Below are 14,564 nucleotides of genomic sequence, written 5' to 3'. Positions count from 1 at the left end.
CGGCGGGTGGGTGGTGGTTTGTGTTGCGAGCGGCAAGGCGGGCAGGGCGGGTCCGGCGGTGCTTTGGCGGTGCGGTGGCGCGGAGCGGTGCGGGGTGCGTGGCGCGGTGCGGGGCGGTGTGATGGTGGGGGTGGGCGTGGTTCGGGGGTGGGGGCGAGGGCTGAAGTAAGGTGCGGCCATGTTCGCCGTAACCGCCACACAGACCGATCCCGACAACCCGCTCGCCGGACTGACGCTGGGCGAGCACCCAGAGCCGAAGGTGCCGGACGGGTGGGCGACCGTCTCCGTCCGGGCGACCGCGCTCAATCACCACGACCTGTGGACGCTCAAGGGCGTCGGCATCAGGCAGGACCGGCTGCCGATCGTGCTGGGCTGCGACGCCGCCGGCGTGGACGAGGACGGTAACGAGGTCATCGTGCACTCGGTGATCGGCACCGGGGCCGACGAGACGCTCGACCCCAAGCGCTCGCTGCTGTCCGAGGTGTACGACGGCACGTTCGCCGAGCGGGTGGTCGTGCCGCGCCGGAACCTGGTGCCCAAGCCCGCCGGGCTGGACTTCGAGCACGCCGCCTGCCTGCCGACGGCCTGGCTGACCGCGTACCGGATGTTGTTCGACAAGGCCGGGCTGCAGCCCGGCTCCACTGTGCTGGTGCAGGGGGCGGGCGGCGGCGTGGCGACGGCGCTGATCGCGCTCGGGCGGGCCGCCGGATACCGGGTGTGGGCCACCAGCCGCTCCGAGGAGAAGCGGGAGCGGGCTCGGGAGCTGGGCGCGGACCGGGTGTTCGAGCCGGGCGCGCGGCTGCCCGAGCGGGTGGACGCGGTGATGGAGACGGTCGGGCAGGCCACCTGGGACCACTCGCTCAAGTCGCTCAAGCCCGGCGGCCGGATCGTCGTCTCCGGCGCCACCAGCGGTGCGGTGCCGCCGGCCGATCTGAACCGCGTCTTCTTCCTGCAGCTGTCCGTGATCGGCACGACAATGGGGACGCGGGAGCAGCTGGGGCGGCTGGCGGTGTTCCTGGAGCAGACCGGGCTGCGGCCGGTGATCGATCGGGTGCTGCCGCTGGCCGAGGCGCGGGACGGGTTCGCCGCGATGCACGCCGGGGAGATCTTCGGAAAGGTCGTCTTCACCGTCTGAATAAGTGAAGGGTTACTTCCGGCCCTCCTGGGTGATACAAAAGGAATTGGGTTGTATCACCCGGGAGGCAGTCATGGACGTTGAGCCCTTCGGCCCAGGTTCGATGCACTGGGACACCGCCGGCGAGTACCGCAACCTGCTGGTGGCCGGCAGTGCGCTGGTCCTCCAGACCATGCATCCGGCCGTCGGAGCCGCGGTCGCCGAGCACTCCACGTACAAGGACGACCCGTGGGGGCGGCTGGAGCGCACGCTCGCCTCCGTGCAGAAGTGGGTCTACGGCGGAGACGACGGGCCCGCCGAGGGGCGGCGGCTCAGGGAGCTGCACAAGCCGATCGGCGGGGTGGACGAGCAGGGCAGGCACTACCACGCGCTGAACGGCGAGGCCTGGGCGTGGGTGCACCTGTCGTTGTTCGAGCGGTTCATCGCGCTCAACCGGTACTTCGGCACGCCCTTCACCCGGGCGCAGGAGCGGCGGCTCTATGCCGAGTCGCGGCAGCTCGGCGCGATTCTGCGGGTGCCCCAGCGGGAGATGCCCGCGGATCTGGACGCGTTCTGGCGGTACTTCGAGGAGATGGTCAGCCGTCGGCTGGAGGCGCACGCGACCGCGCTCGACGTGCTGTCGGTGATGCGCGGCACCCCGGCGCCGCCCCGGCTGCCCGCTCCGTTGCGGCGGTTGTGGACGCCGGTTGGGTTTGGGGCGGGGGAGTTCAACTACTTCGTCACCGTTGGCACCCTGCCGCCTGCCGTTCGGGAGAAGCTCGGGTTGCGGTGGACCGCCAGGGAGGAGCGGCGGTTGCGGCATCTCGGGCATGCGGTGGCGATGGTGACACCGCGGTTGCCTGAGCGGTTGCGGTACATGCCGATCGCCTACCACGCCCGGAGGGCGGTGCGGAACTCGCACCGCCGCCGGATGGAGCGCATGCCGGCGTAGTGGTGCGGGGGGGCGGGATGGCGCCCCCGGTGTGGCGGCGCCGCGGCGGGCCGGGGCGCGGTGCCGCCCCGGAGGTCAGCGGTCGAGGATGTCGTGGATGCGGCGCGCCGCGTCATCCAACGTCGTACGCAACTCCGCCAGCTTCTCCACCGTCAACCGAGCCTCCGAAGCCTCCTCACGCGCCTGGGCCACGAAGTCGGCGAGCAGCTCACCCAGCTCGGCATCCAGATCCGCGCGGCTGGAGGGCGGGCCGCCCAGCGTGGCCCAGACCTGGGACCAGATCCTGCGCCACTCCTTGGAGATCCGCTCGCCCTCGTCCTGCCAGTGGTAGGCGTGCTCCATCCACTGCCGCTTCTGCTGGTCGCGCAGCCGCTTGAGCTCTTCCTTCTGCTGGTCGCGCAGCCGCCGGCTGTCTTCGGCCGCGCCCGTGCGCACGTCCTTGGCCATCCGGGTCAGCTCGTCGCGCAGCGACTTGACGGTGTCGCGCACGTCCTCCTTGACCTCGCGGGCGATGTCGCGGACGGAGGCGGAGATCTCCTGCTCCAGGTCGTCGAGCTCGTCGAGCCGGGCGTTCAGCTCCTCGCGGCCCTTGTCGGTGATCGAGAACACCTTCTTGCCCTCGACCACCTGGTGCGTCACGAGCCCCTCCTCCTCCAGGCGGGCCAGGCGCGGGTAGATCGTGCCGGGAGAGGGCGAGTACACGCCGAGGAAGCGGTCCTGGAGCAGCCGGATGACCTCGTAGCCATGGCGCGGGCTCTCTTCCAGCAGCTTGAGCAGGTACAGCCGGAGCCGGCCGTGACCGAAGACAGGGCTCATTCCTTCTCTCCCTTGAGCAGCGTGACCTCACCCGAGACCGTGATGGCCGACAGTGAGGCCATGCCGCCACCCAGCCGCCCCGACAACGATTTGGCGCCGGGGCTGCTCGCGTTGGACAGTTCCTCGAACGTGCTGACCAGCCTGCCGGAGGTGGACCTCATGCTGACGTCCGCCTCCACGTTCTCCGGCAGCCTGACCAGGATGTCACCGGAAACGCTGTTGAAGGTGACGTGACCCGTCGGCCGCAGGGCGAGATCCGCTGTGATGCGGCCGGAGACGGTGTTGGCCTTCAGCCGGTGAGGCGTGCCGTCGGCGACGGTGAGGTCGCCCGAGACGCTGACGAACGACAGGTCGCCGTCCATGGCCCGGCTCTCGACGGCTCCGGAGACGGTGTTGGCGGAGACGTCGCCGCTGACCCCGTCCAGCACGACGTCGCCCGAGACGCTCTTGACGTGCGTCAGCTTCTCGAAGCCGGCCAGCACGGCGGGCGCGGACACCACGCCGGCCCTGACCTTGCAGGTCCTGGGCACGGCGATGGACAGCACGGTGCGGTGCCGCTCGCGGCGCAGCCAGCCGAGCACGCCGTCCCAGGTGAGGTCGCGGTCGGCGATGGTGAGCGATCTGGTGGCCTCGTCGTAGGTCACGGTGAGCGGCGACTCCTGGAGGATCTCGGCGACCTCCAGGGTCGGTGGGCCGTCGCTGGCCAGCACGTCGAGGCGGCCGGCGACGATGCGGACGTCCAGCGTCTCCACTTCACCGAACGTCAGCTGCCCCGGCTCGTCGATCGTCCATTGCTGCATGCTCCCCCGCCCCTCTCGTGGCGACACCAACTCTCCACAAGTCACGATATGTCGCGTCTATGGGAAACTCAAGATGTATCGCGTTATTCGAGACTACGGCTTTCCCGGCCCGGCCGCGCGGCGGGGCTCGTCAGTCGTCCTCGTCGTCGTCGAGGCGCGCCAGCCAGGTGGCCAGCCGCTCGATGGGGGTCTCGAACTCGGGGTTCAGATCGACGAACTCGCGCAGCCGCTCGCCCAGCCACAGCAGGCTCACCTCCTCCTCGCCACGCCGCTCGACCAGCTCCTCGATCCCCCGATCGGTGAAGTACATCGCTCTCCATTCACAGTTGCAGCAGGCACCCGGCCTGCACTTTAGCCTGCCTGAGCAGCAAGGAGCCCCCGGCCGCCGAAGGTGCGCGGGCCGGGGGCTCGAAAGCCGGTGACTCAGCCGAAGATCTGGTGCAGGATCTCCTCGAGCTCCGTGTCGTGCGAGTTGTGCGACCCGGTCGCCGGCGAGCTGTTCGGCGTGCGCGACACGCGCCGGATGGCCCGGCCGCTCAGGGTCTGCGGGTCCTCGGCCAGCTTGAGTGTGAGGTACGGCCACGGGCCCATGTTGGCCGGCTCGTCCTGCGCCCAGATCAGCTCCACCTGGTCGCCGTAGCGGGCCAGCTCGGCGCCGAGCTCCTCGGACGGGAACGGGTAGAGGCGCTCCAGCCGGACGATCGCGACGTCGTCGCGGCCCGACTTGTCGCGGTGCGCCGCCAGGTCGTAGTAGAGCCTGCCGGAGGTGAGCACGACCTTGGTGACCTTGCCCGGTTCGGTCGTCGCGTCACCGATGACCGGCTGGAAGGAGCCCGCGGTGAAGTCGGACGCCTTCGAGGTCGCCGCCTTGTGGCGCAGCAGCGACTTGGGCGTGAAGACCACCAGCGGCTTGTGCCGCTCCGACTCCACCTGCCAGCGCAGCAGGTGGAAGTAGTTGGCCGGGGTGGTGGGCTGCGCGACCGTCATGTTGTCGAGCGCGCAGACCTGGAGGAACCGCTCGATCCGGGCGGAGGAGTGGTCGGGGCCCTGACCCTCGTAGCCGTGCGGCAGCAGCAGCACGACCGAGGACTTCTGGCCCCACTTCTGCTCGCCCGACGAGATGAACTCGTCGATGATCGTCTGGGCGCCGTTGACGAAGTCGCCGAACTGCGCCTCCCACAGGACCAGCGCGTCAGGGCGTACGACGCTGTAGCCGTACTCGAAGCCGAGCGCCGCGAACTCGCTGAGCAGGGAGTCGTAGACGTAGAACTTCGTGGTGCCCTGGTTGAAGGTCTTGAGCGGCGTGTGGTCGGCGCCGGTCATCCGGTCCACCAGGACGGCGTGGCGCTGGGTGAACGTGCCGCGCCGGGAGTCCTGGCCGACCAGGCGCACCGGGTGGCCGTCCATCAGCAGCGAGCCGAAGGCCAGCGTCTCGCCCATCGCCCAGTCGATCGCGTCCTGCTCGACCATCTGGCCGCGGCGCTGCAGCACCGGCGCCAGGCGCGGGTGCGGCGTGAAGCCCTCGGGGAGGTTGAGCTGGGTGTCGACGATGCGCTTGAGCGTCTCGTGGGTGATGCCGGTCGGCGTGTCGTCGTGCGACCACTTGACGACCTCGGTCGGGGGCACCCGCATCGCGGCCGCCTCGGCCGGCTTCTTGGCCGCCTCGCGGGTCTCGGTGAACGCCTGCTCCAGCTTGGCCTGGTAGTCGCGCAGCGCCTGCTCGGCCTCCTCGACCGTGATGTCGCCCCGGCCGATCAGCGCCTCGGTGTAGAGCTTGCGGGTGGAGCGCTTGGCGTCGATCAGGTCGTACATCAGCGGCTGGGTGAAGGCGGGGTTGTCGCCCTCGTTGTGGCCGCGGCGGCGGTAGCAGATGAGGTCGATGACGACGTCCTTGCGGAACGCCTGGCGGTACTCGTAGGCCAGCTCGCCCACGCGCACCACGGCCTCGGGGTCGTCGCCGTTGACGTGGAAGATCGGCGCCTGGATCATCCGCGCCACGTCGGTCGCGTAGACCGAGGAGCGGGAGGAGGCGGGCGAGGTGGTGAAGCCGACCTGGTTGTTGACCACCACGTGCACGGTGCCGCCGGTGCGGTAGCCGCGCAGCTGCGACAGGTTGAGCGTCTCGGCCACGACGCCCTGGCCGGCGAAGGCCGCGTCACCGTGGACCAGGACGGGCAGGACGGTGAAGCCCTCCTCGCCGCGCTCCAGGAGGTCCTGCTTGGCGCGGACGACGCCCTCCAGGACCGGGTCGACCGCCTCCAGGTGGGAGGGGTTGGCGACCACGGAGGCGGTGATCGTCTTGCCGCTCGGCGCGGTGAACGTGCCGGTCGCGCCGAGGTGGTACTTCACGTCGCCGGAGCCGTGCGCCGTGCGCGGGTCGATGTTGCCCTCGAACTCGCCGAAGATCTGGGCGTAGGACTTGCCCACGATGTTGGCCAGCACGTTGAGCCGGCCGCGGTGGGCCATGCCGATGACGACCTCGTCGAGGTCCTCGTCGGCGGCGTCGCTGATCACCGAGTCGAGCAGCGGGATCAGGGACTCGCCGCCCTCCAGCGAGAAGCGCTTCTGGCCGACGAACTTCGTCTGCAGGAACGTCTCGAACGCCTCGGCGGTGTTGAGCCGGGACAGGATGTTGAGCTGCTCGTCGCGCTCGGGCGACTTGTGCGGCTTCTCCACCCGCGCCTGGATCCAGGCCCGCTCCTCGGGGTTCTGGATGTGCATGTACTCGATGCCGACCGTGCGGCAGTAGGAGTCGCGCAGCACGCCCAGGATGTCGCGCAGCTTCATCAGCGGCTTGCCGCCGAAGCCGCCGGTCGCGAACTCGCGCTCCAGGTCCCACAGCGTCAGGCCGTGCGACTGGATGTCGAGGTCGGGGTGCTTGCGCTGCTTGTACTCCAGCGGGTCGGTCTCGGCCATCAGGTGGCCGCGTACGCGGTAGGCGTGGATCAGCTCGATCACGCGCGCGGACTTGGCCACGTCGTCGTCGTGGGTGGCCGAGATGTCCTGGACCCAGCGGACCGGCTCGTACGGGATCCGCAGCGCCTCGAAGATCTCGTCGTAGAAGCCGTCCTCGCCGAGCAGCAGCCGGTGGATCTGGCGCAGGAAGTCGCCCGACTGGGCGCCCTGGATGATCCGGTGGTCGTAGGTGCTGGTCAGCGTCATGACCTTGGAGACGGCCAGGCGCGAGAGCGTGTCGGGCGAGGCGCCCTGGTACTCGGCTGGGTACTCCATGGCGCCGACGCCGATGATCGTGCCCTGGCCGGGCATCAGACGCGGCACGGAGTGCACGGTGCCGATCGTGCCGGGGTTGGTCAGGGAGATCGTGGTGCCGGAGAAGTCGTCGACGCCCAGCTTGCCGGCGCGGGCCTTGCGGACGACCTCCTCGTAGGCCATCCAGAACTGACGGAAGTCCATCTCCTCCGCGCCCTTGATGGAGGGCACGAGGAGCTGGCGCTCGCCGTTGCTCTTCTGCACGTCGATCGCCAGACCGAAGCCGACGTGCTCGGGCTTGACGAGCGTCGGCTTGCCGTCGATCTCCGCGTAGGAGTAGTTCATCTCCGGCATGGCCTTCAGCGCCTTGACGATCGCGAAGCCGATCAGGTGCGTGAAGGAGACCTTGCCGCCGCGGCCCCGCTTGAGGTGATTGTTGATCACGATGCGGTTGTCGATGAGCAGCTTGGCCGGGATGGCGCGGACGCTGGTCGCCGTCGGGACCGCCAGGGACAGGTCCATGTTGGCGGCCGTGCGCGCGGCGGCACCGCGCAGCTTGACCTCCTCGGCGCCCTTGGGCACCGGGGTGGCGGGCTGCTTCGGCTTCTCAGCCGCCGGCGGCGTCTTGGCAGGAGCCTTGGGAGGCGCCTTGGGGGTCTGGGGAGGGGCGGGCGCGGTCACCGTGCCGTTCGCCGCCTCCCTGACCGGGGTTCGGCCCGGTCCGTAATCAGGGTTGTAGTCAGCGAAGAAGTTCCACCAGGCCTTGTCGACAGACTCTGGATCTTGGAGGTACTTCTGGTACAGCTCGTCGACAAGCCACTCGTTCTGACCAAAGCTTGCCAGCGGGTTTGTCCGCGACGACTCAGACGACACGGCGGAAATCGCCCTCTTCCGCAGATCGGCGTTGATGTTAGAGAACCTGTCCAAGGCTACTCGCCCGGACTGGCAGCGCGCGCCGAAGGACCCGTGCCGCCTCGAACGATCCTCTCAGGACCGTGCAAAGAGGTCACGCCCGCCTCGTCAATCCGGGGTGCGGTAGCGATTATTACTCTTTGGTATCAACACCTCGACATGAGGTTTATTTCCCGCCGGTCACGAGCCTGCTGGCGATGCGCACCTCGGGGGACAACTCGGACAGAAGGTCTGAGAGCTCCTCGCCGGCCTGCTTCAGCTCCTCCAGCGACATGGGCTCCAGCCGCTCCAGCAGGAAGATCGCGTTGGTCGTCTCCTCGGTGAGACGGGTCCGCACCACTTGGCGCCAGTTCCATCTCCTGCAGGTGACACCGATGTCGTCGCGCCAGATCACCTCGCCGGGCTCCGGCTGCCCGAGCGCCTCCTCCGACGTCTCCTCGCCGGTCGCGCGCACCAGGCGGGCCGGGCCCGCGTAGTGGTCGAGGTCCTCGCCGCCGATCGGCAGCGCGTGCTTGACGCTGATCGAGTTGTACGCGTCGACGACCTGGTTGATCTCCGGCAGCGGCATGCGCCGGGTCAGGGCGTCGACCGACGGGCGGGTGCGCTGCGGCTTGGCCCCGAACGCCTTGTAGGCGTCCTTCCACGCGTCGATCTTGTCCGTCTGCACCTCCACCGCCGACGCGGCCTCCAGCCACGCCCGGGAGCGGTCGTCGGTGGGGCCGTTGCGCAGGCCGTGCGCGGTCACGATGAGCACCGCGAAGTCGGGGCGAAGTGCGAAGACGGAGTCGTCCACCCAGATGTCGTCGAGCATCCCCACAGTCTAGGGAGCGCCGAAACCGCAAAATCCCCTTTGCAAAATCGTCTTTGCGATCTACCGTGAAGACGTGGAAGAGCGTTACAAGATCAGCGATCCGCAGGTGCTGCGGGTGGTCACGCACCCGCTGCGGGCCAGACTGCTCGGCCTGCTGCGCTCCGACGGCCCGGCCACCGCCAGCGAGCTGGGCCGCGCGGTCGGCGAGAGCTCCGGCTCGACCAGCTACCACCTGCGTGAGCTGTTCAAGTACGGGTTCATCGAGGAGGACCCCGAGCAGCGCGACGGCCGCGAGCGCCGCTGGCGGGCCCGGCACCGCTACACCTCGTGGAACAGCCGCGAGATGGCGGTGACGCCGGAGGGCCGCGAGACGGTCAAGGTCATGCGGCTGCTCCAGGCCGACCTGCTCGGCCAGGTCATCGAGGAGTTCGACGAGGGTGACTGGTCGCCCGCGTGGACGGCGGCCGCGGGCATGAGCGACCACCTCGCCGAGCTGCCGCCGGCCGCGCTGGAGGAGTTCACCGCGCGTGCCGGGGAGCTCCTGGCCGAGCTGGCCGCGCGGCACGAGGGCGCCGCCGGCACGCAGCTCGTGCACGTCTGGGTGGGGGGCTTCCCCCGTAAACGGAGGGAGGAGCCGTGACCGCGCGATCGGCCTTACGGCGCTACATGCTGGTCAGCTTCCTGACCTGGCTGCCGCCCGGGATCATGATGGCCACCATGGTCCTGCTGATGACCGAGCGGGGCCTCGGCCTGGCGCGGATCGGGCTGGTGGTGACCGTGTTCTCGGTCGTGACCGTGAGCCTGGAGCTGCCGACGGGCGGGCTGGCCGACGTCGTCGGCAGGCGGATGGTGCTGGCGGCCTCGGCCGCGTTCACCGTCGCGGGGCTGGCGCTGATGAGCGTGTCCACCACGTTCTGGATGTTCCTGCTGAGCGGGGTGTGCAAGGGCGTCGCGCGGGCGCTGTCCAGCGGTCCCGCCACCTCCTGGTACGTCGACACGCTGCACGGCGTCGAGGGCCACGGGGCCGACCTCAGGCCCGGCCTGGCCAGGGGCGGCACGATGGAGTCTGTGGCCCTGTGCGTCGGGGTGCTGGCGGGCGGCGCCCTGCCGCTCCTGGTGCCGCCCTCGCTGATGCTCCCGCTGGCCGCGCCGCCCCTGGTGGGCGCGATGGCGGCCCTCGTCCTGCTGATCGTGGTGGTCTTCGCGCTGCCGGAGCCGGCGCACGAGCGCAGATCGCTGGCGGGCGTGCTGCGCGAGGTGCCGGCCACCGTGGCGGGCGGCGTCCGGCTGGCGCTGGGCGGCGCGATGCTGCGCAGGCTGATGCTCGCCGCCGCCGCGTCGGGCGTGGTGCTGACGAGCATCGAGCTGCTCACGCCAGGCCGCCTGGCCGAGCTCGCCGGCACGGCCGAGGAGGGCAGCCTGGTCTACGCCGTGGTGGCGGCGCTCGGGTTCGCGGGCAGCGCGCTGGGCAGCGCGCTCGCGCCCAGAGCCGCGCGGCTGGCGGGCGGCTCCGCCAGGGGCGCGATCGCGGGCACGGTGCTCACCGCGCTGTCCGTCGGCGCGCTGGCCGGCACGGCGGGCCTGAGCGGCCTGCCCGGGATGGTGAGCGCCGGGCTCGCCTACGTCTGCCTCTTCGTCGGTGGCGCGGTGACGGCCGTGTTGTGCCTGGAGCTCACCCACAACGCCGTCACCGCGGCCGAGCGCACCACGGTCACCTCGACCAGCTCGCTGGCCCTGCAGTCCGGCGGCATCGCGGCCAATCTCACGCTCGGCTCGGTGGCCGCCCAGGCGGGCCTCGCCGCCGCCTGGAGTGTCGCCGCCGTCGTGATGCTGACCTCGGTGCTGCTGTTCGTGCGGATGCCCGCGCCTACAGGCTCCAGTCCAGCTCGGGCCCTACCGGCACGATCCGGGTCGGGTTGATGTTGGTCTGGGTGACGTAGTAGTGGCGCTTGATCTGGTCGAAGTCGGTGGTCTCGGAGAAGGCCGGGATCGCGTAGAGGCGGCGCGCGTACGCCCACAGCGCCGGATAGTCCGTCAGCCGCCGCACCGAGCACTTGAAGTGCGCGTAGTAGACGGAGTCGAACCTGGCCAGGGTCGTGTAAAGCCGCACGTCGCTGTCGGTGAGCGTGTCGAAGAGGAACTCCGACTCGGCCAGCCGCACCTCCAGGAAGTCGAGGGTGGTGAACACCCGGGCCACCGCCTCCTCGTAGACCTGCTGGTCACGGGAGAAGCCCGCCTCGTAGACCGCGTTGTTGAGCCCGTGGTAGAGGCGGTCGTTCATGATGTCGATGTCGGGGCGCAGGCGTTCGGGATAGAGGTTGGGTGAGGTCCCCCACGACGTCTCCAGGTCGAGGGTGATCTGCGGGAAGTCGTTGGTGACGATCCGCTCCTGCCTGACGTCCCAGACGCACGGGACGGTGTAGCGGCCGGAGTAGCCGGGGTCGGTGGCGTGGTACAGCTCTGACAGGTACTCCGGGTCGCCGCCGGGGACCCGCCAGCCCTTCTCGTCGCGGATGGGATCGACGATCGTGACGTCCAGCAGGTCCTCCAGGCCCAGCAGCTTTCGGACGATCAGTACGCGCTGCGCCCACGGACAGGCGTAGGACGCGTAGACCCGGTAGCGGCCGGGCTCGGGAGGGCCGAGCCGATCCGTGAAACGGTTCGGCTGCCGGACGAAGCGGCCATCATCGGAGATCTCGCGGCTCAGCTTCATGACCCAAGTAGAACATGATTCGGACGCAGAACTATATTCGGGTGTGTGGCGAAATTTGTGGTGACCCCGGCGAACCCGGCACAGCGGGAGGCGTGGGTCGGCGGCGCGCTCCCCGAGGTCGAGCGGGTGCGCCCGGGTCTGTGGTCCGTGCCCGTGCCGATCCCGATCAATCCCCTCCGGTACGTGCTCGTCTACGTCCTGGAGCTGCCCGGCGGGGTGGTGATCATCGATGCCGGCTGGAACACCGACGAGGCGTACGACGCGCTCGTGGCGGGCCTGGCCGTGGCCGGATACGCGATCACCGACGTCAAGGGTGTCCTGGTCACCCACATCCACCCCGACCACTACGGCCTGGCGGGCCGCGTCAGGGAGAGCTCGGGCGCCTGGATCGCGCTGCACCCGGCCGACGCCCGCCTGGTCCACGAGCGTTACGACGACGAGGCCATCGACTCCCTCGTCCGGCGCGAGCGGGAGCTGCTGCGCCGCTGCGGCGTCCCCGACCTCACGCTGGACGAGCTGGCGGGCGCCTCCATGCGGATCAGGCACCTGGTCGCGATGGCCAAGCCGGACCGGCTGGTCGAGGACGGCGACGACCTCGACCTGCCGGGCTGGGACCTGCGGGCCATCTGGACGCCCGGCCACTCGCCCGGCCACCTGTGCTTCCTCTCGCCGGAGCGCAGGGTGCTGTTCTCCGGCGACCACGTGCTGGCGAAGATCACGCCCATCGTGGCCGTGCACCCCCAGTCGGGCCCGAACCCGCTGGCCGACTACCTCGACTCGCTGGACGCCGTGCGCAAGCTGGAGGTGGAGGAGGTGCTGCCCGCGCACGAGTACCGGTTCATGGAGCTGACCGAGCGGGTGGACACCGTCATGGCCCACCACGACGAGCGCCTGGCCGAGATCGAGCAGGTGGTGGGCGCGGCCGGCGCCGTCGCCTGCTGGGACGTGGCCACCCGGCTGACGTGGTCGCGGCCGTGGGAGACGATCCCGCCGTTCATGCGGCGCTCGGCCAACAACGAGACGCTGGCGCACCTCGTGTGGCTGGAGGCGAAGGGGCGGGTGGTCAAGGAGGCGGGCGAGCCCGACCTGTGGCGCCTGCCCTGACCCACCGGTAGGCCAGGCGGCGCATGGCGAAGGCGGCGCATGGCGAAGGCGGCGCATGGCGAAGGCGGCGCATGGCGAAGGCGGCGGAATCCGGCCAGGAAGGCGAGAAGTAGATAGTCTGCAACAAAACTATCTGCTAATGTCTCTCTTGTCGTCACGCCCCACTCGTCCCAAGGAGCGGCCCATGGCCACGCGCGCCCTCATCGTCGACCCGTCCACCCCCGATGGCCTCGCCTTCGGGCAGATCGCCACCCCTGTCGCCGGGCCCGGCCAGGTGCTCGTGGAGGTGCTGCACGCCTCGCTGAACTACGCCGACCTCAACGACGTCACCTCCGGCCGCGTCCCGGCCGGTGCGCCGCTGGGCCTGGACGCGGCGGGCGTCGTGCTGCGGGAGGCGGCGGACGGCACCGGCCCCGCCGCCGGCACGCGGGTCGTGCTCTTCGCGCAGGGCGTGTTCGCCGAGCAGGTGGCCGTCGAGGTGTCGGCGCTGGCCACCGTGCCGGACGGCCTCGGGCTGGCCGAGGCGGCGGCGCTGCCCACGGCCGGGCTGGCGGCGCTGCGCTCGCTGCGGGCCGCCGGGGTCGCGCCGGGCAAGCGGGTGCTGGTCACCGGCGCCTCGGGCGGCGTCGGGCGGTACGCCGTGCGGCTCGCCGCCCGCGCGGGGGCGTACGTCATCGCCTCGGTCGGCGCGCCCGCGCGTGGCGACGGCCTGGTGGAGGCCGGTGCCGGCGAGGTCGTCGTGGGGCTCGACGACGTCAAGGAGCCCGTGGACGTCGTGGTGGAGAACGTCGGCGGGCCACACCTGGTCAGGGCGTGGGAGCTGCTCGCGCCCGGCGGCAGCCTGCAGTCCGTCGGCTGGACCTCGGGGCGGCCGGCCGTCTTCCCGCCGTACGCGACGGTCGGGCCGCCCAAGACCCTCACGTCGTACGTCAACGAGTTCGGCGCCGCCGGCGACCTGGCCGAGCTGGTCCGGCTGGCGGCCGAGGGCGCCCTGGTGCCCGAGATCGGCTGGCGGGGCTCCTGGGAGCGCTTCGCCGAGGCGGCCGACGCGCTGCGCGGGCGACGCGTACGCGGAAAGGCGGTCTTCGACCTCGAAACCCGGGGTAGGGGCGGTTATCGTACTGAGGACTAGAATGTTGTTCTCCTCGCCTGGGAGGTTCGATGCTTCGGTTCGATGACAGGGTCGCGATCATCACGGGGGCCGGGCACGGCCTCGGCAGGTCGCACGCGCTCCTGCTGGCCGAGCGGGGCGCCAAGGTCGTCGTCAACGACCTCGGCGGCGCGCTCGACGGCACGGGCGCCTCGGCGGGCCCCGCGGCCGAGGTGGCCGACCTCATCACGAAGAACGGCGGCCAGGCCGTGGCCAGCACCGACAACGTGGCCACGCCCGAGGGCGCCCAGGCCATCGTCCAGGCCGCGGTGGACGCGTTCGGCAAGGTCGACATCGTCGTCAACAACGCGGGCATCCTGCGTGACAAGTCGTTCGGGAAGATGACGGTCGAGGAGTTCGACGCGGTGCTGGCCGTGCACGTCCGCGGCTCCTACCTGGTCAGCCAGGCGGCGTACCCGCTGATGAAGGCGGCGGGTTACGGCCGGGTCGTCAACACCTCCAGCCCCGCCGGCCTGTTCGGCAACTTCGGCCAGGCCAACTACTCCACCGCCAAGATGGGCCTGGTCGGCCTGACCAAGACGCTCGGCATCGAGGGCGCGCGCAACGGCATCAAGGCCAACGCGATCGCGCCCGTGGCCTGGACCCGGATGACCGAGGCGCTGCTGCCGGCCGAGTTCGAGGCCAAGTTCACGCCGGAGCGGGTCAGCGCGCTGGTGGCCTACCTCGTGCACGAGTCGTGCGAGGCCAGTGGCGAGGTGTTCACGGTCGGCGGCGGCAAGGTGGCCCGGGTGTTCGTGGCCGAGGGGCCGGGGTGGAAGAGCGACGACCTGACGCCCGAGTCGATCGCGGAGAACTGGGGGTCGGTGATGACGGAGCAGCCGTACGTGCTGACGGCGGCCGACTCCATGAAGGCCATGCTCTAGCCGGCCGGATCGGCGGAAGGTGACGCGCCGGTTCCCGGGTGAACGGGGGCCGGCGCTTTCGCGTTCTAGGACAAATGGGGTAATAAGCGGGCTTTGTT

Annotated in this window: 13 protein-coding genes; 7 read left to right on the top strand and 6 right to left on the bottom strand. The window is 70.5% G+C overall.

Going from position 1 to position 14,564, the window contains the following annotated elements:
* The first annotated feature begins 178 nt into the window (after positions 1 to 178).
* Complete coding sequence (locus LCN96_RS48700) at positions 179 to 1,135, top strand: zinc-binding dehydrogenase (protein ID WP_225269202.1); 957 nt, start codon at positions 179 to 181, stop codon at positions 1,133 to 1,135.
* A gap of 73 nt (positions 1,136 to 1,208) precedes the next feature.
* Positions 1,209 to 2,066, top strand: a complete 858-nt coding sequence (locus LCN96_RS48695; protein WP_225269201.1) for an oxygenase MpaB family protein — start codon at positions 1,209 to 1,211, stop codon at positions 2,064 to 2,066.
* Positions 2,067 to 2,141: 75 nt separating this feature from the next.
* Here LCN96_RS48695 and LCN96_RS48690 read toward each other — a convergent pair whose 3' ends face one another.
* The 5 genes from LCN96_RS48690 to LCN96_RS48670 all read right to left on the bottom strand — a co-directional run bounded on the left by LCN96_RS48690 (position 2,142) and on the right by LCN96_RS48670 (position 8,615).
* Entirely contained in the window at positions 2,142 to 2,882 is a 741-nt protein-coding gene (locus LCN96_RS48690; RefSeq protein ID WP_225269200.1) for a PadR family transcriptional regulator, read from the bottom strand.
* The gene (locus LCN96_RS48685) at positions 2,879 to 3,682 is read right to left on the bottom strand and encodes a DUF4097 family beta strand repeat-containing protein (RefSeq protein ID WP_225269199.1); all 804 of its coding nucleotides are present in this window, start codon (positions 3,680 to 3,682) and stop codon (positions 2,879 to 2,881) included. The genes LCN96_RS48690 and LCN96_RS48685 overlap by 4 nt, the downstream gene beginning before the upstream one ends.
* Positions 3,683 to 3,812: 130 nt before the next feature.
* Positions 3,813 to 3,992 (bottom strand): DUF6104 family protein, encoded by a 180-nt coding sequence (locus LCN96_RS48680; protein WP_080045373.1) that lies wholly within the window; start codon positions 3,990 to 3,992, stop codon positions 3,813 to 3,815.
* A gap of 113 nt (positions 3,993 to 4,105) precedes the next feature.
* Entirely contained in the window at positions 4,106 to 7,765 is a 3,660-nt protein-coding gene (locus LCN96_RS48675) for a multifunctional oxoglutarate decarboxylase/oxoglutarate dehydrogenase thiamine pyrophosphate-binding subunit/dihydrolipoyllysine-residue succinyltransferase subunit (protein WP_225269198.1), read from the bottom strand.
* Positions 7,766 to 7,970: 205 nt separating this feature from the next.
* The gene (locus tag LCN96_RS48670) at positions 7,971 to 8,615 is read right to left on the bottom strand and encodes a B3/B4 domain-containing protein (protein ID WP_225269197.1); all 645 of its coding nucleotides are present in this window, start codon (positions 8,613 to 8,615) and stop codon (positions 7,971 to 7,973) included.
* Positions 8,616 to 8,688: 73 nt separating this feature from the next.
* Here LCN96_RS48670 and LCN96_RS48665 point away from each other — a divergent pair, with 73 nt between their 5' ends.
* Together LCN96_RS48665 and LCN96_RS48660 are read left to right on the top strand one after the other, a co-directional pair.
* Entirely contained in the window at positions 8,689 to 9,255 is a 567-nt protein-coding gene (locus tag LCN96_RS48665) for a winged helix-turn-helix domain-containing protein (RefSeq protein ID WP_225269196.1), read from the top strand.
* Positions 9,252 to 10,535, top strand: a complete 1,284-nt coding sequence (locus LCN96_RS48660) for an MFS transporter (RefSeq protein WP_225269195.1) — start codon at positions 9,252 to 9,254, stop codon at positions 10,533 to 10,535. Before LCN96_RS48665 ends, LCN96_RS48660 begins: the two co-directional genes overlap by 4 nt.
* Here LCN96_RS48660 and LCN96_RS48655 read toward each other — a convergent pair.
* Complete coding sequence (locus tag LCN96_RS48655) at positions 10,483 to 11,328, bottom strand: glutathione S-transferase family protein (RefSeq protein ID WP_225269194.1); 846 nt, start codon at positions 11,326 to 11,328, stop codon at positions 10,483 to 10,485. The genes LCN96_RS48660 and LCN96_RS48655 overlap by 53 nt on opposite strands.
* Positions 11,329 to 11,373: 45 nt before the next feature.
* Between LCN96_RS48655 and LCN96_RS48650 the strand changes: the two genes are divergently transcribed.
* From LCN96_RS48650 to LCN96_RS48640, 3 genes are all read left to right on the top strand, one after another.
* Complete coding sequence (locus LCN96_RS48650; RefSeq protein WP_225269193.1) at positions 11,374 to 12,432, top strand: MBL fold metallo-hydrolase; 1,059 nt, start codon at positions 11,374 to 11,376, stop codon at positions 12,430 to 12,432.
* 184 nt (positions 12,433 to 12,616) lie between these two features.
* The gene (locus tag LCN96_RS48645; protein WP_225269192.1) at positions 12,617 to 13,564 is read left to right on the top strand and encodes a zinc-binding dehydrogenase; all 948 of its coding nucleotides are present in this window, start codon (positions 12,617 to 12,619) and stop codon (positions 13,562 to 13,564) included.
* Positions 13,565 to 13,593: 29 nt separating this feature from the next.
* The gene (locus LCN96_RS48640) at positions 13,594 to 14,466 is read left to right on the top strand and encodes an SDR family oxidoreductase (protein ID WP_225269191.1); all 873 of its coding nucleotides are present in this window, start codon (positions 13,594 to 13,596) and stop codon (positions 14,464 to 14,466) included.
* Positions 14,467 to 14,564: the final 98 nt, after the last annotated feature.

The organism is Nonomuraea gerenzanensis (genome assembly GCF_020215645.1).
GTDB classification, from domain to species: domain Bacteria; phylum Actinomycetota; class Actinomycetes; order Streptosporangiales; family Streptosporangiaceae; genus Nonomuraea; species Nonomuraea gerenzanensis.
This window is presented reverse-complemented; position numbering and strand designations above follow the sequence as displayed.

What these genes read in the sequence shown, in the direction of transcription:
- LCN96_RS48670 (WP_225269197.1), bottom strand. Translation starts at nt 8,615, where the DNA reads ATGCTCGACGACATCTGGGTGGACGACTCCGTCTTCGCACTTCGCCCC.
- LCN96_RS48685 (WP_225269199.1), bottom strand. Translation starts at nt 3,682, where the DNA reads ATGCAGCAATGGACGATCGACGAGCCGGGGCAGCTGACGTTCGGTGAA.
- LCN96_RS48645 (WP_225269192.1), top strand. Translation starts at nt 12,617, where the DNA reads ATGGCCACGCGCGCCCTCATCGTCGACCCGTCCACCCCCGATGGCCTC.
- LCN96_RS48655 (WP_225269194.1), bottom strand. Translation starts at nt 11,328, where the DNA reads ATGAAGCTGAGCCGCGAGATCTCCGATGATGGCCGCTTCGTCCGGCAG.
- LCN96_RS48640 (WP_225269191.1), top strand. Translation starts at nt 13,594, where the DNA reads ATGCTTCGGTTCGATGACAGGGTCGCGATCATCACGGGGGCCGGGCAC.
- LCN96_RS48680 (WP_080045373.1), bottom strand. Translation starts at nt 3,992, where the DNA reads ATGTACTTCACCGATCGGGGGATCGAGGAGCTGGTCGAGCGGCGTGGC.
- LCN96_RS48690 (WP_225269200.1), bottom strand. Translation starts at nt 2,882, where the DNA reads ATGAGCCCTGTCTTCGGTCACGGCCGGCTCCGGCTGTACCTGCTCAAG.
- LCN96_RS48700 (WP_225269202.1), top strand. Translation starts at nt 179, where the DNA reads ATGTTCGCCGTAACCGCCACACAGACCGATCCCGACAACCCGCTCGCC.
- LCN96_RS48695 (WP_225269201.1), top strand. Translation starts at nt 1,209, where the DNA reads ATGGACGTTGAGCCCTTCGGCCCAGGTTCGATGCACTGGGACACCGCC.